The sequence below is a fragment of the Nostoc sp. genome, from assembly GCF_036917935.1.
Taxonomy (GTDB): Bacteria; Cyanobacteriota; Cyanobacteriia; order Cyanobacteriales; family Nostocaceae; genus Nostoc.
Genome location: NZ_JBALEL010000065.1, coordinates 45490 through 60426, shown reverse-complemented (window position 1 = coordinate 60426; position 14937 = coordinate 45490). Strand labels below are relative to the sequence as shown.

Genomic DNA, 14937 nt, shown 5'->3' with positions numbered 1-14937 from the left:
GACAACCACCAATAACATTATAGATAATCAAAATTATCCTTAAATTGAAAAATTGTTACTATTATAATAGTTTATTAAAAAACATCTCCCAGCTTATACTAATTCTCCCAAATCAGACTACAGATGTAAATCTAGAAACCCAGGTGAAATCTGACAAGTCTTAATTTTACGAATTACGAATTAGTATTATTTCCCCTGCCATAGCTGCCGCAACGACTGAAAAATCTTTACAAATCTCTCTTCTAGCCAGACCATAACATAATCAAGCCATTCTAGAAGTTGCTCTAAGGGGTGTTTCTCATAACCCGTTGAAGTTACTTTGGTTTCTATCCAGTCTGGCTGTGCCTCAACTTGACTACTTTGGTGAAATCGCTGTTGCAAAATTTCCCCTTTACGACTCTCGCTTTTAGTTTGGGAAATGCGGCTTTGAGTTTGTTTTACAGAGGCGACTTTTCCAGATGTTTTTTGACTTGAGGTAAGATTACTACTTGGTTGTTTCCTTTGCACCAAACCAGATCCGACTTTAGCTTGTTTTACACTCAAATTCTTTTGTGGAAAATGCCCTATTGTTAAACTTGGGGCTAAAGCAGGATTTATCCTCGCAGAAAGTGTAACTGGCTTGTCAGCAACAGCTTCGGTGTCACCAAATAAATCATTCCACGTTAGCCAAGGATCATCTGTGAAATCCTGGTTCTCTACCAGAGGGCTTTTTGCCAAAGCTTTTCTAAGGGGTGACGAGAAGAGTTTACCTGGCAATCTTTTATTACTAGTTGTTGCCTCAAGTGTTTTTCTATTACCAACACCAAAAAAGTAATTAAGCGCTCCCTCAATCAAAGCCTGAAAATTCAGTGTATGAGTTTCCAAACCATCAGCATTGGGTGCAATTTCTCCCCTAGCAGCTAATTCCTCTTTGCCATAAAGAAATATGTTTAACTGAGTTTGGGCAACTTGGACAATTTCCTGGCTACGTTCTTGCACTGGGACTAAAGCATTCGATTCCAACTTAGCAAAGGCTATATCTAGAAATCCTAATAATCTATCTGTATTAAGTAAATCTTTTGGTATCCCCTCGGCTAAAACTGGAATTTTGGCTGTATTTCCGTCAGTGAGTTTTGCTAATAATCGGTCAATTTGTGGTAATAGCTGCGTTTCTTTTTTAGCTACAACCAAACGCCAGAACTGCCAGTAATTAGCAACTTCGTTAATAATTCGATCTTCTAATTTTGCCTGTTGTTGGGGTGTTAAGATATCTAGAATTTCATTGTCGGCAGTAACAAGCACTAAATTCCGACTGATCAAATTTGTGGCAATTCCTCGCACTATTGTAAGATGCTCTTGAAGGGCATTCTCTAACTGTGAAGGGTTGAGACTTCCAGCTTGATTCTCTGTAATATTTGATGATTGAGTAAGATGAGCGTTATGATCAACGATTTTCGGCCGAAAAACTCCCAATAAAGCCAAGGGATTAAAATTTTCAGATGCTTTTGTAGGAGTGGAGGCGGGTTCATCTGATGATAGATAATTGACTGCCTCTAGTACATTTTGAATGGGACTATCAGCATTGGGCAGAGTTTCGGGCTGGAAATCGGTATCATTAGGTTGTAACTTTAGTCTTGTTTGTGGTTCTTTAGTTTGTAGCGTTTTCCCAGATGATTCAGATGACTGAAACAGTAGATACACTGGGTAAAGTAGTACCTCAACACTCCACTTCGTGGCGACTTGCAAATGCCGGAAGGTGTGTTCCCACTGTTGTGTCACCCGCCGAGATTGCTGGTGGACAAAGTTAAATAGTCTGCTTTGATAACGACCAGAGGAACCAGAAGACATAGTAGTAATTTTTTAGTTCAAGTCTTGTTAAGTTGTGAGACTCGCGCCAAACAATAAAAACGACCAACACCTCATCTTAGCGAATATATGACCCCGACTGTCTCTCAATCCCAGACCAAATTTATCTCGCAAGCAATTGAGCAACTGCGCTCTTTTTGTCAAGTTAATCTTCAGTCTACGTGGCTATATCAGGAATCTGACCTGATTATTACTGATGTTGTAGCTGCTGATTTGTCTCATTGGCAACCTGTCCAGTTGAATGCTAAAGAACATATCGCTTGGACGGGCGGGAAAAAAGTGCTATGGCTAGTGCAAAGATTGGTGGTTCCCCAAGATTTACAGGGTTATCCCTTATCTGGGTTATCTTTGCGGCTGGCGCTGGTTTGGTGGGCAGATTCTGCTGAGATTTATCTAAATGGGGAGTTAGTGCTGGAGGGTGATTTATTTGATTGTTCGCCAAGAGTACTTCTCAGTCAAGGGGTAACGCCAGGGGAAGAGTTTATTGTGGCTTTGCGGTTAGTGAGTCCGGGACATTGTGATGGTGCTTTAGTGCGATCGCTCCTAGTTTATGAATCTATTATTGATAATAATCCCGATCCCGGTTTTGTGGCTGATGAGTTAGCTGTGGTGCAGCTTTATTTGGAAAAGTTTGCGCCGGAGAAGTTGGATGTTTTGGCGGCGATGGTGGGGGAGATGACGAACCGCAGAGGCGCAGAGGACACGGAGGAAGATAAGGGAGAGTTGGTACAGTCGTTTTTATCTCTACGCCAAAACCTAATTAAATCCGACATCTTAGCCCCCCAATTGATTGGGGGTTGGGGGGAGCAAAAATCCAAAATTTTCCTATTGGGTCATGCTCACTTAGATTTAGCATGGTTATGGCCTGTGAGTGAAACTTGGAATGCGGCGCAAAAAACTTTTGAGTCGGTTCTGAAGTTGCAAGAAGATTTTCCTGAGTTAATTTTCTGTCATTCGACTCCCGCACTTTATGCTTGGATTGAGGAACATCGCCCGGATTTGTTTCAGGCGATTCAAGCACAGGTGGCCGCTGGACGTTGGGAAGTTGTCGGCGGAATGTGGGTGGAACCAGAACTCAACCTAATTGCTGGTGAATCAATAGTCCGTCAGCTATTGTATGGTCAGCGCTATATCCAGGAGAAATTTGGCCAGCTTTCAACTGTGGTATGGGTTCCAGATTCTTTTGGTTTCTGTGCAACTTTACCGCAGTTTTTCGCTAATGCCGGAATTGAGTATTTTGTGACGCAGAAGTTGCGGTGGAATGATACTACTAAATTTGATTATGGGGCTTTTTGGTGGCGATCGCCTGACGGTAGCGAAGTCTTTAGTTTGATGTCTGCACTCATCGGTGAAAGCATTGATCCAGTTAAAATGGCAACTTATGCTCTTGAGTGGCAAACCCAAACTGATTTACCAGAATCCCTCTGGCTTCCCGGTGTCGGCGACCACGGCGGCGGCCCCACTCGTGATATGTTAGAAACCGCCCAACGCTGGCAAAAGTCGCCTTTCTTCCCAGACTTAGAATTTACGACGGCTGAAAAGTATTTACAGCAAATCAGTAAAGGAGTCAGGAGGCAGGATAGCGCAGCGTTAGCGAGTCCGCGAGCGTCGGCAGAAGGGAATAGTGATGATTCTCCCTCATTCCCTACTTGGAATGACGAACTATACTTAGAATTCCATCGCGGTTGCTACACTACCCACGCAGATCAAAAACGTTGGAATCGTCGTTGTGAAAATTTATTGTATCAAGCTGAACTATTTGCTACCTTGGCGACTGTAAGCTGTGGTGTGACATATCCGAAAGCAGAAATTGAAGCAGCTTGGAAGGTGGTGTTATTTCAACAGTTTCACGATATTTTACCTGGTTCTTCAATTACCCAAGTTTACACGGATGCGTTACCCCAATGGCAGCAAGTAGAACAAGTGGGAACGAAGATATTACAGTCATCACTTTTAGCGATCGCATCTCACATTACCCTATCAGAACCACCAAAACCCGATAGTTTGTCTATTTTCGTTTTCAATTCTCTCAATTGGCAACGTTCTGAGGTAGTCTCTGTAGCCTTACCGACACCAGAGGAATGGCAGATTTACGATGCTTCTGGAAAGCAGCTTGTCTCCCAATTATCTGAACCATCAACCCTACTATTTCTCGCCACCGAAATTCCACCCGTAGGCTACCGCATATTTTGGCTTTCCCCCTCATCCTCCCCATCTCGCACATCCCACCCACTCCTGCCAGACTTGATTTTAGAAAATGAATTCTTGCGAGTTGTTATAGATCCTGACACCGGAGATTTATCAAGTGTTTTTGACAAAACTTATCAACGAGAAGTCTTGAGTGGGGCGGGGAATCAACTGCAAGCTTTTAAAGACAGTGGTCAATATTGGGATGCTTGGAATATAGACCCCAATTATGCCCAACATCCCTTACCTTCAACAAATCTTCAATCTATTCAGTGGTTAGAACAAGGCCCAGTGCAAAGTCGTGTGCGCGTGCTGCGTCAGTTGGGTGAATCGGAATTTTGCCAAGACTATATTTTGCAAGCTGGTTCACCTCTGCTGAACATCGCTACTACCGTTAATTGGCAAGAAAATCATGTATTAGTTAAAGCTGCTTTTCCTCTGAATCTTGAAGCAGACTTTGCTACTTATGAAATTCCCTGTGGCGCGATTCGTCGCCCAACTAAATCACAAACCCCCGCAGAACAAGCAAAATGGGAAGTTCCTGCTTTGCGTTGGGCTGATTTAACAGCAGAAGACACACAGACAAATACCGCAATCCCAAATTGTTATGGTGTCAGTTTGCTCAATGATTGTAAATACGGTTATGACAGCAAACCAAATCAACTCCGCCTCACACTCCTACGCAGTTCTAATTGGCCAGACTCAGAGGCTGACCGAGGTTTTCACGAGTTCAAATATACCTTGTATCCTCATGCAGGTAGCTGGGAATCAGCCCATACAGTACGGCGTGGCTATGAATCGAATATACCCTTGCAAGTGATATTGAATCCAAGCACTCACAACTGGGCACAGTCTAAACGCCCCGCTACCGCTAACAGCACTATTGAAGGGGTGAGTTTCCTAAATTTATCAGCTGAAAATTTAATCTTGATGGCCTTGAAGCCATCTGAAGATGACCCACAGCAGTTAATTCTGCGGTGTTATGAATCTCACGGAGAAACAGCCGAGTTATCTTTGCAAAGTGATTTAGGGTTAAATCTAGGAGATAAAGTAGATTTGTTAGAGCGTTCCTCTGCTACTGAATTCTCATCTGGGCAACAAATCTTGACGATACAGCCTTGGAAAATCGCCAGTTTCAAGGTAATGCCAGCGATTAATCTCAGGCTTAAGTGAGCCACTATTGCTGTGTCAGTGGTCAATTATGGTTTTCCACAGACCACAGACCACTGAATAATGACTAATCACACATGACTCTTTTAATCTTCGTGGTCATCAAACGGATCGTTCAATTGCTTGCTAGGAGGGCCAAAAGAGGTATAAATCGACAGTCCAGTGATGACAACCACCACGGCAGCTACAGAAATGCTAAGAACTATTGCGGGTTCCATAATTGAGAGATAGATGATGAGTGCTATTCTTATAGAATATTACAGAAGATTAAAAAAAGCTTTGGTAAGTAATCTTGGGTGAACTATGGCACAAAGGACTTGGTTGGGAGATATCTTGAAACCCCTAAACTCTGAGTATGGGAAGGTGGCTCCAGGATGGGGTACTACCCCTGTAATGGCTGTTTTTATTTTGCTATTTTTCGTGTTTCTGCTAATTATTCTGCAACTTTACAATAAATCACTGTTGGTTCAGGATGTATTTGTCGATTGGCGGAGTTTAGGACGCTAACGGATACACACCGATAGAGTTTGGATAACAAGTTAAGTTACACCCGGTTCTTCCGGGTTTTTTTGTCAGTTGCGATTTCCGACTAGACTAACTATATATGTGAGTTTCTGTAGTGGTTCTATAGTTTACAGGAGACAAAAAATGAATATATTTGGTATCGGTCTGCCGGAAATGGCTGTAATTATGGTAGTTGCGCTGTTAATCTTTGGCCCAAAGAAGCTACCAGAGATTGGTCGGAGTGTGGGCAAAACAATTCGTAGTTTTCAAGAAGCTTCCAAAGATTTTCAAAACGAGTTTCAAAAAGAAGCAGAACAGTTAGAAGAAGCTGTAAAAACGACTGCTGAATTGGAACCTAAGCAAATCCACCCTGCTAAATCTGAGCAGGATACCGCTAGTTCTTCCCAACCTAGCTAGTAGTGTGTCAAGTTCGTAGTAAGGACTTTAGTCCGGGATTTTTTAAGCACTGAAATGCTTACTACGAACCCATCTAATGAGACAGACTACTAGTGGTTCATATCATTAATTCTGATAGGTGATGGTGGTCATATCCCCGACTTCGTAAAAGTTGTCGGGGATCTCGCAGACCCTCAAAACTAATGGGACAGACTACTAGAAGAGTGATGCATATCAATTGACTGTAGACAAAATGACAGAAGCTGTTACGCAACCAGCTTTGGTAATTCCCCAACTAATTGTCGGGTTAGGGAATCCAGAAGCTAAGTACGACCAAACACGCCATAATATCGGCTTTGCTGCTCTAGAAGCTCTCTCTGGTTATTGGCGCATTTCCTTAGCGTCAAACCGGAAGTTTCAGGGTGAGTATGGCGAGGGTATGGCCCCAGGTGGAGGTAAGATTCGCTTGCTAAAGCCGTTGACTTACATGAATCGCTCAGGACAGTCAATACAAGCGGTGACAAGTTGGTATAAATTGCCGCCTGAATCAGTGTTGGTAATTTATGATGATATGGATTTGCCCTTGGGAAAAACTCGTTTGCGCTTATCTGGTTCGGCTGGAGGACATAACGGCATGAAAAGTGCGATCGCACATCTTAGTACTCAAAACTTTCCCCGTTTGCGAATCGGTATTGGTAAACCCAAAGATGCAGCTAATAATGATGATTCCGGTGCTGTCTCCCATGTGTTGGGGCGATTTTCTGCTGCCGAAAATCAGCAGATGTCTCTTGTACTTCAGTTCGTTGTTGAGTGTCTTGAACTAAGCCTCAAACAGGGAGTAGAAAAGGCGATGAATGTTTGTAATAGCCGCACCATTAATAATTCTGAGTCTTAGAGGATGTTTGAAACGTCTCACATAACACATTAACTTTGACCTTACCCCCCCAACCCCCCTTGTAAAGGGGGGCTTTAAGAGCCTATTTGCCCACTTTTTCCAAGGGGGGTATTAAATACTTTTGGTAACAAAAATAGCTTTTCAAACATCCTCTTAGGGTTGGATGAATACTGTCAGATGATTATTTTGCTTGATGGCAGCGATTTTAGCTTGCTTCCCCGTAGGGGTACGGTGTGAAACCCAACAAAGTCCTGAAAATGTTGGGTTTCGTTCCTCAACCCAACCTACACAGAAGTGATTTTTAGGCTTGATTTAGCAGTATAGGAATCATATTTGATTTCTGAAAAAATCTCGGTAGTCTTGTAGTGAACTGTCATGGCTTTAATGTTGCAAAAAATTGTAGGTTGGGTGGAGCGGAGCGCAACCCAACATCCTGATATATGTTGGGTTACGCAAAGCCTCCACCCAACCTACGTCTACGTCTAATGCACTGAAAATGTTGGGTTTCGTTCCTCAACCCAATCTACACAGAAGTGATTTTTAGGCTTGATTTAGCAGTATATTATTAACTACTAAGATAAACAAGGAAATATGATTATATTTAAAGATTTTGATAGTTGATTCTGCCCTCATTTAGTAATTTATATCCAGATGCTAATGCTGTAAAAGCAATTATGAAATTCCATAAGCTAGTTGGCCTTAAAATAACTCCACCGCTTCAGAAAACTAGTACTATGCCAATGCCTAAAAAAATCCATCCCAAGTTACCAGTTTCTCTACGAAAAAAAACTAATGCAAATATACCAGTCATAGTTGCCAAAACTGAAGCTGTAGCAGGTAAGCTGCGGTAAAAATATGAATAGTAACCGCTAACAAATATGATGTTTTGACCAAAAAAGTATAATCCTGTGAAAATTAGAATTAAACCTATAAGTTTGATTAACAACCTGCCCATAATATTTTTACATTTTTAATGGCTGAAGCCAATTTCAATCTGATTATAGTGGAGTTTTTAAAATTATACTAAATTTTTCTTCCGAAAAATTTAAATCAAGTGAATATACGTAATAGAAGTCTAGACTGTCTGAAGATGTCAGTACAAGTAATGTTGATTACATAAAGTAGTCCTTGCCAGGGTTTGATCAAGGTGCTTTAATAGCGATCGCATTCTGCAAAACAGTCCTACTTACAGAATATGTACAAGATGTGCAGCGACTCGACATCGCTGCTGCTGTTGATAAAATTACAGACTCAAAACATTAAACTCAAAGATATGACAAGCTAGTAGCATATCCTTGACACTAAATTCTCCCAAAAGCTGAATAGGAGCATACATGGAGCCAATTATTGCTATAGTTTTAGCCCTTATAGGTTATGCATTAGGTTCTGCAAAACTGATTAATCAAGGAAATGAAGCCCTAGTCGAACGCCTGGGGCGGTATCATCGGAAACTTAAGCCAGGGCTGAACTTTATTGTTCCCTTGGTCGATCAAGTTGTGATGGAAGATACTACACGAGAGCAGTTTTTAGACATCAAACCTCAAAATGTGATCACCCAAGATAATATTTACGTAGAAGTGGACGCTATTGTCTACTGGCGCATTCGAGATATTGTCAAAAGCTTTTACGAAATTGAGGATCTGCAAGGAGCATTAACACAGATAACCACAACCACGCTCCGGGAAATCATTGCCCAAAATACCTTAGAGCAGACCAACGTTTCTAGAGCGGAGATGGACTCAGCTATCTTAGACCAGTTGAATCATATAACGGCAGATTGGGGAGTTGAGATTCTCCGGTTAGATATTCAGAGAATTACTCTACCTGAGAGTGTCCGCAAGTCTAGGGAAGAGGAACAAGCCGCAGTAATCAAAAAACGGGCGCTGATTACCGAAGCCGAAGGGGAAAAGGAAGCTGCCATTAAGAAAGCAGAAGGAACTATGGCTTCAGTACAAATCATTTCTCAAGCTCTACGTTCTAATCCTGATAGTAGGGACATTCTGCGGTATCTTGTAGCTCAAGATTACGTAGATGCCAGCCAAAAACTTGGTGAGAGCAATAATGCCAAAATTGTCTTTGTAGACCCAGCCAACTCAAGTGAAATGTTTCAGGAGTTGATAGCCGAGTCGGTAGTTACAGAAGGTCACGGCAAAAAATCCGAAAACGGTAATACTTAACAGTTAGGCTGTGCGGCTTGTCTCAATAGGGCATCAGCGACTAGTGAAACATCGCGCATTTCTTGAACATCGTGAACTCGGAGGATATCAGCACCATTAAAAATAGCAGCACAACAAGCTGCTGCCGTTCCCCAAACTCGTGCTTTGGGATCTGGTTGATTTAAAATGCGACCAATAAAACTTTTACGAGATGCTCCTACCAAGATAGGACAGTTGAGTGTTGTTAGCGATCGCAAGCCGCGAAAAATTTCTAAATTTTGCTCATAGTTTTTAGCAAAACCAATACCAGGATCAATAATAATTTTATCTAGGTCAATGCCCACACTCGTTGCTGCCTCAATTTGGCTAGCTAAAAAACTATAAATCTCACCGAGTAAATCTTGATAATCGGTCTGTTGTTGCATTGTCTGTGGTGTTCCCCGGATGTGCATTAAAATCATCGGCACACCTAACTCTGCCACTGTTGGCAACATTTCTGAGTCAAAGGTGCCGCCAGAAATATCATTAATAATATCCGCTCCAGCTTCTATAGATGCCCTGGCTACAGCAGCACGAGTTGTATCTACAGAAACTGGGACTGAAATATCTGGTCTTAGCACTTCTAATACCGATAACACCCGGTCAAGTTCCTCCGCCAGAGTAATTTGCTTTGCCCCTGGCCGCGTTGATTGACCGCCCACATCGATCATGTCAGCACCAGCAGCTACCAGTGCTTGCGCCTGTACTAAAGCGGCAGAGGTAGTATTAAACTCACCCCCATCACTAAAGCTATCAGGCGTCACATTCAAAATGCCCATCAAATAAGTCCGCTGTCCCCACTCGAAACAGCGTCCTCGAATTATCAAGTTCCTTGGCATAAATCTATATTAGGCATTCCCATGCTCTGCATGGGAACGAGAAAAAAGCACATCACACGGACTGAAAATTCACAATTCGAGCAAAACTCTCAGGTTCTAGACTTGCACCTCCCACGAGGACACCATCAATTTCTGGTTGAGCCATAATCTCATCAATATTATTCGGCTTCACTGAACCGCCATATTGAATTGATACATTCGGATTAGTCAACTGGCTACGAATTAAGCCAATTATCCGATTTGCCTCCGTTACTTCACAAGTCTCACCAGTACCAATTGCCCAAATCGGTTCGTAGGCAATCACCAAATTATTTTGATCAATATCTACCAAGCCTTTGTCGAGTTGGAGAGTAATCAGAGATTCAGTTTCTCCGGCATCTCGCTGTTGTTTAGTTTCGCCAACACAGAGAATTGGGGTCAAACCAAACCTTTGAGCAGTTCGGAGGCGCAGATTAACAGTGGCGTCCGTTTCATTAAAGTATTGTCGTCGTTCACTATGACCGACAATCACAAAGCGCACACCACTTTCTGTCAGCATTGGGGCAGAAATCTCACCCGTATAGGCTCCAAATTCTTCCCAGTGGACATTTTGTGCCCCCAGTTGGATGAGGCTACCGTGCAAACTCTTGGACAAAAGGCTTAAATCAGTGAACGGAGGGCACAATATCACTTCTCGCCCTTGCGGGGTTTCCTCTAAGTGAGGCAGAAATCCTTGTAAAAACTCCTGGGTATCTGCCTGAGTTTTGTACATTTTCCAGTTGCCGGCAATAACAATTTTCCGCACAGGTAATTTAGTCAAGATCCTAACGCGTTATATTTAGATGCATTTTTCAGTTTATGACCTTTTGTTAGTCATTAGTCTACGAGTTGGGCATTGGGCATGGGGCAAAACATTTCCGTTAGCGGATAGCTAGGGTTTAGCCCGTCCTGAGTAAATAAGTGAGATTCCTAACTCAGCACTCCTAAAGGGCATTGGGTATTGGGTATACTTATCCCCCTTGTCTCCTTTGTCTGACTCATCTCGCCAAACCGCTCTTAAAAATAACTAGGATAGTAAACGGGGTGAATCTAAAATCTAAAATCTAAAATCTAAAATCTAAAATCTAAAATCTAAAATCTAAAATTAATATGACTTCCACATTCCCCGTGCCTGAACCTCATCAAAGCGATTCTGCTAACACTGACGCAAATTCTCTCAGTTGGGAGGAAGAACTGGATAGTGCCATTTTCAGTTTTGAAGACATTCAAACAGAACTGAACTATAAACAAGCACAAACGGCGCTGCGAAACTTGGTAGCCAATCTTGACCTCACCCCCCAAGAAAAAACCGGTTTAGAGGCGGAAATTGCTGATTTAGAAACCATGCTGGGAAAGTTAGACCGCATGGTAGTGCAGATTGCGGCTTTTGGCATGGTGGGACGTGGGAAGTCTTCTCTACTCAATTCTTTGATTGGGCAAACGGTATTTGAAACTGGGCCTCTGCACGGTGTCACCCGTGCTGCCCAAACAGTTAATTGGAGTATTAGCGAGGAGATGATTGGGGAAACTGAACGTGCTTTACGAGTTACTCTCCCTGGTGTAGGTCAATCGCAGGTGGAATTAATTGACACTCCTGGGTTAGACGAAGTAGATGGTGCAACCCGTGCCGCCTTAGCTGAACAGATTGCTAAACAAGCGGATTTGATTTTGTTTGTGATATCTGGCGATATGACGAAGCTAGAATACATGGCCCTTTCTCAGTTGCGGGAAGCAGGTAAACCGATCATTTTGGTGTTTAACAAAGTAGACCAGTATCCAGAAGCAGACCGGATGGCAATTTATCACAAAATCCGGGATGAAAGGGTGCGGGAATTACTTACGCCTCTAGAAATTGTCATGACTGCGGCATCGCCATTGGTGAAGACGGCGATTCGTCGCCCTGATGGTACTAGGGGCATACAGTTGCGTACAGGTAATGCCCAAGTCGAGGAACTGAAGCTGAAAATCTTGGAGATTCTCCACCGTGAGGGTAAAGCTTTGGTTGCTCTTAATACTATGCTTTATGCGGACATTGTAAATGAGCAGTTGGTTGAGCGAAAAGTGATGATTCGGGAACAGAATGCCAATCAGTTGATTTGGAAGGCTGTGATGACTAAGGCATTAGCGATCGCACTCAATCCCGTAACTGTGGTAGATATTCTGAGTAGTGTGGTAATTGATATTGCTCTGATTTTGGGTTTATCTAAACTCTATGGCTTCTCTATGACGGAAGCCGGGGCTGTACAATTGCTCCAAAAAATCGCCCTGAGTATGGGCGGCATCGGTGCAAGTGAATTATTGGCAAATTTGGGCTTGAGTGGATTAAAAACTTTACTTGGGATCTCTGCAACAGCTACGGGTGGCATTGCGCTAGGCCCCTATATATCGGTGGCACTCACCCAAGCGGGAGTAGCTGGTGTTTCTTCTTACGGCATTGGACAAGTTACCAAAGTTTATTTAGCCAATGGTGCAACTTGGGGGCCTGATGGGCCGAAAGCAGTGATTAATCGGATTTTAGCAAACCTGGATGAGACTTCAATTCTCAACCGGATTAAAGATGAATTACTCCACAAAGTCAAACTCAAAAAGTGATGCCTAGACGTGGAGTTAATAAGGTTCCGTTAGCCATGTTAATCTCTAATATAGCGGTTCTCAGTTGAGTGAGATACAAGAACCCCACCCCCAACCCCCTCCCCGCAAGCGATGAGGGGGCTATGACGTACCTTGTATGATTAGGAAACGCTATAGTAATCTAGCATCCGCAGATAAATTGGTTTTGGGGATTTAATCGTGGTTTGAAATTCCAGGTGTAAAATCCGATTTTCTGTTTGTAGAAATGTCAGTGAATCAGCACGTATCGGTTCAATGCTCAATTCGGTTTTTAAGATTTCAATTGTTCGCGGTTCTTGATTTAATAACCAACGGATAAAATCACGGGGATATTTTTCTGCAAGTATTTTACAAAGGTTGTCATATTCTGCCATCTATAAAGGTTGCACCTAATTTTATTGATTATTTGGGGATTTACAACAAATAAATTATCCAATCTTGTCAGATAGACTGAAAAACCCGCCGGCTAAGGGCGGGCGAGATACTCACCCTAATTATGCAATTTAAATGTGGAACAGCTTATTTCAGAATGCAGAACCATCAAACGCAGTTTTGTAAGCATCAGCAGTTTCTATCCCAAAACCTCCAGCTTCGACATGACGAACTAGCGATTGAATGATTGGTGTAGCAATACTAATACCAAACAAAGCATTGAAACCTGCAACAACCACTGGTGCTGACAAAATGACTGTAAATTCTGGAAATAAAGCTAACACAGCCACCAAGACCAAAAAAACAATTGGTGTCGCAATACCTGCTGCCTTTGCTGCTTCAAAAATTAGATTTTTATACTCTTCAACAGTAATGTCGCCCCGATAAAGATCCAAAGAGTAGGAAATCGCCGTTACTACAACCTGGGTGAGAATAGCTGTTCCTGTTGCAGTAATGCCAAGTTTAGCGATTGTTCCAGAATTGCTGACAATAGAATCTACCGCATTATAAACCCGAATATAAAACTGCTCGCCAACGGTCATTACTTTGGCACCTCGGCGGAGATTGTCAACACCTACTTCCCAAAGGATATTATCAGCAGCATTCGCTCCACCTTGGGAACGTGGCTTGATGTGGCTACCATGCTTATTTCTAAGAAATTGACGAATTGTATATTCTTTACCTCCAAGCTTTGATGTGCCAGGAATTTTCTCAAAAAGCTTCATGACATCTGCATCAGAGCGAGGTAAGTCTCCCACGCGAACACCAGCACGATATCTCAGCCTATTGGCAATCTTGGGCATCTCTTGGGCTAATTCGCCAGCTGTCTTTGGTAAATTTTGCAAAGCATCAGCCATAACCATGCTAGATGCGGCAACTCCAACAGCAGTTTGTTGAAATGTTTTACTAACATTTTGAACAGTTTGAAAACTTGACTGTGCTGCTATAGTTGACAAACTTTGTAAATCATTAACTGCATGGACACTTGAAGTAGTTATCTCGGTAGTAGCGTTCTTGATTCCATCAACTACGTCATCCATCCCGTTTACTACATTGTTGGCTGCTTCTTGAGCTTTATCTCTAACTGTATTTGCCAACTTCTGTGCTTGGTTGATAAAATCCATGTTTTAGTAACCTTTCATTTCTGCTGTGGAGTGGTTGCTTCAGTTTGTCTTTTTCAAACTAAGAAGCACCTCAGCATTCATGACGAATTTACTTCCAAAATTGTTAAAGAGATTGTAATCACTTTATATTGTTTGTGTATCGTTGTTTCAAAAACTGAACTATCCGACTAGTTTGACCAGCAATTTTGGATTTTGGATTAAAAGAATTATTACCAAAGTTAAAAATTTGTGGAGGTTGCTCTGTTCCACGATCAAACTCTGCTGCGAGATAGAACTTTCTTCAATGCGATGTCTACGACGGGCTACGCCTACGCAGTTAACGGCACTAAAAATATCCTTTGAAAATTTATTAATTTAATTTTTTCAAGTTACTAAAATATTGTGGATACTCGATTGCGCGACGCTTAACCCCGAATTTCGACCTCTGAACTCGGAACTTCGACTTCTGAACTCGGAACTTGAGCTTCTGAACTCGGAACTTGAGCTTTTGAACTCGGAACTTCGACTTTTGAACTCGGAACTTGAGCTTCTGAACTCGGAACTTGAGCTTCTGAACTCGGAACTTGAGCTTCTGAACTCGGAACTTGAGCTTCTGAACTCGGAACTTGAGCTTCTGAACTCGAAATGTCAAGTTCTATACTCAAACTCCGAGCTTCTAAGCTCTAACTTTCAACATTTTAGGCACAATTGCCGTTAGATTTTCTCCAATATTGACGATTACA

Annotated in this window: 13 protein-coding genes and 2 pseudogenes; 7 read left to right on the top strand and 8 right to left on the bottom strand. The window is 42.3% G+C overall.

Annotated features, from left to right (window positions below):
• Positions 1–186 precede the first annotated feature (186 nt).
• On the bottom strand, positions 187–1827 hold the full coding sequence (locus tag V7K62_RS29015; protein ID WP_334870311.1) for a hypothetical protein: 1641 nt from the start codon (positions 1825–1827) through the stop codon (positions 187–189).
• 87 nt (positions 1828–1914) lie between these two features.
• Here V7K62_RS29015 and V7K62_RS29010 point away from each other — a divergent pair, with 87 nt between their 5' ends.
• Positions 1915–5205 carry an alpha-mannosidase gene (locus V7K62_RS29010; protein ID WP_334870309.1) on the top strand — a complete coding sequence of 1097 codons (3291 nt, stop codon included), beginning with the start codon at positions 1915–1917 and terminating at the stop codon, positions 5203–5205.
• An 83-nt stretch (positions 5206–5288) separates the two neighbouring features.
• On the opposite strand, the gene psbN is transcribed toward V7K62_RS29010, so the two are convergent.
• Positions 5289–5420 carry a photosystem II reaction center protein PsbN gene (psbN, locus tag V7K62_RS29005; protein WP_273765903.1) on the bottom strand — a complete coding sequence of 44 codons (132 nt, stop codon included), beginning with the start codon at positions 5418–5420 and terminating at the stop codon, positions 5289–5291.
• Between the two features lie 85 nt (positions 5421–5505).
• On the opposite strand from psbN, the gene psbH reads away from it, so the two are divergent.
• The 3 genes from psbH (at position 5506) to pth (ending at position 6997) form a co-directional block, all read left to right on the top strand.
• Entirely contained in the window at positions 5506–5709 is a 204-nt protein-coding gene (psbH, locus tag V7K62_RS29000) for a photosystem II reaction center phosphoprotein PsbH (RefSeq protein WP_334799939.1), read from the top strand.
• A gap of 141 nt (positions 5710–5850) precedes the next feature.
• Entirely contained in the window at positions 5851–6123 is a 273-nt protein-coding gene (locus V7K62_RS28995) for a TatA/E family twin arginine-targeting protein translocase (RefSeq protein ID WP_298917780.1), read from the top strand.
• 232 nt (positions 6124–6355) lie between these two features.
• A complete protein-coding gene (gene pth / locus V7K62_RS28990) occupies positions 6356–6997 on the top strand; it encodes an aminoacyl-tRNA hydrolase (RefSeq protein ID WP_334870364.1) in 642 nt (213 codons plus the stop codon).
• Positions 6998–7598: 601 nt separating this feature from the next.
• Here pth and V7K62_RS28985 read toward each other — a convergent pair.
• Positions 7599–7952, bottom strand: a pseudogene (locus V7K62_RS28985) (hypothetical protein).
• 173 nt (positions 7953–8125) lie between these two features.
• Here V7K62_RS28985 and V7K62_RS28980 point away from each other — a divergent pair.
• Together V7K62_RS28980 and V7K62_RS28975 are read left to right on the top strand one after the other, a co-directional pair.
• The gene (locus V7K62_RS28980) at positions 8126–8260 is read left to right on the top strand and encodes a hypothetical protein (protein WP_334870307.1); all 135 of its coding nucleotides are present in this window, start codon (positions 8126–8128) and stop codon (positions 8258–8260) included.
• Between the two features lie 71 nt (positions 8261–8331).
• Entirely contained in the window at positions 8332–9174 is an 843-nt protein-coding gene (locus tag V7K62_RS28975; RefSeq protein ID WP_334870306.1) for an SPFH domain-containing protein, read from the top strand.
• Here V7K62_RS28975 and folP read toward each other — a convergent pair.
• Both folP and tpiA read right to left on the bottom strand, forming a co-directional pair.
• A complete protein-coding gene (gene folP, locus V7K62_RS28970) occupies positions 9171–10031 on the bottom strand; it encodes a dihydropteroate synthase (RefSeq protein WP_334870304.1) in 861 nt (286 codons plus the stop codon). The two genes, V7K62_RS28975 and folP, sit on opposite strands and share 4 nt — an antisense overlap.
• Before the next feature lie 52 nt (positions 10032–10083).
• Positions 10084–10815, bottom strand: a complete 732-nt coding sequence (gene tpiA / locus V7K62_RS28965) for a triose-phosphate isomerase (protein ID WP_334870362.1) — start codon at positions 10813–10815, stop codon at positions 10084–10086.
• A gap of 344 nt (positions 10816–11159) precedes the next feature.
• On the opposite strand from tpiA, the gene V7K62_RS28960 reads away from it, so the two are divergent.
• Entirely contained in the window at positions 11160–12641 is a 1482-nt protein-coding gene (locus tag V7K62_RS28960; RefSeq protein WP_334870302.1) for a GTP-binding protein, read from the top strand.
• A gap of 152 nt (positions 12642–12793) precedes the next feature.
• Here V7K62_RS28960 and V7K62_RS28955 read toward each other — a convergent pair.
• The 3 genes and pseudogenes from V7K62_RS28955 to V7K62_RS28945 all read right to left on the bottom strand — a co-directional run.
• A pseudogene (locus tag V7K62_RS28955) lies at positions 12794–13033 on the bottom strand (hypothetical protein); the annotation flags it as partial.
• Between the two features lie 150 nt (positions 13034–13183).
• Entirely contained in the window at positions 13184–14215 is a 1032-nt protein-coding gene (locus V7K62_RS28950) for an HNH endonuclease (protein ID WP_334870300.1), read from the bottom strand.
• A gap of 404 nt (positions 14216–14619) precedes the next feature.
• Entirely contained in the window at positions 14620–14859 is a 240-nt protein-coding gene (locus V7K62_RS28945) for a hypothetical protein (RefSeq protein WP_334870298.1), read from the bottom strand.
• Positions 14860–14937: the final 78 nt, after the last annotated feature.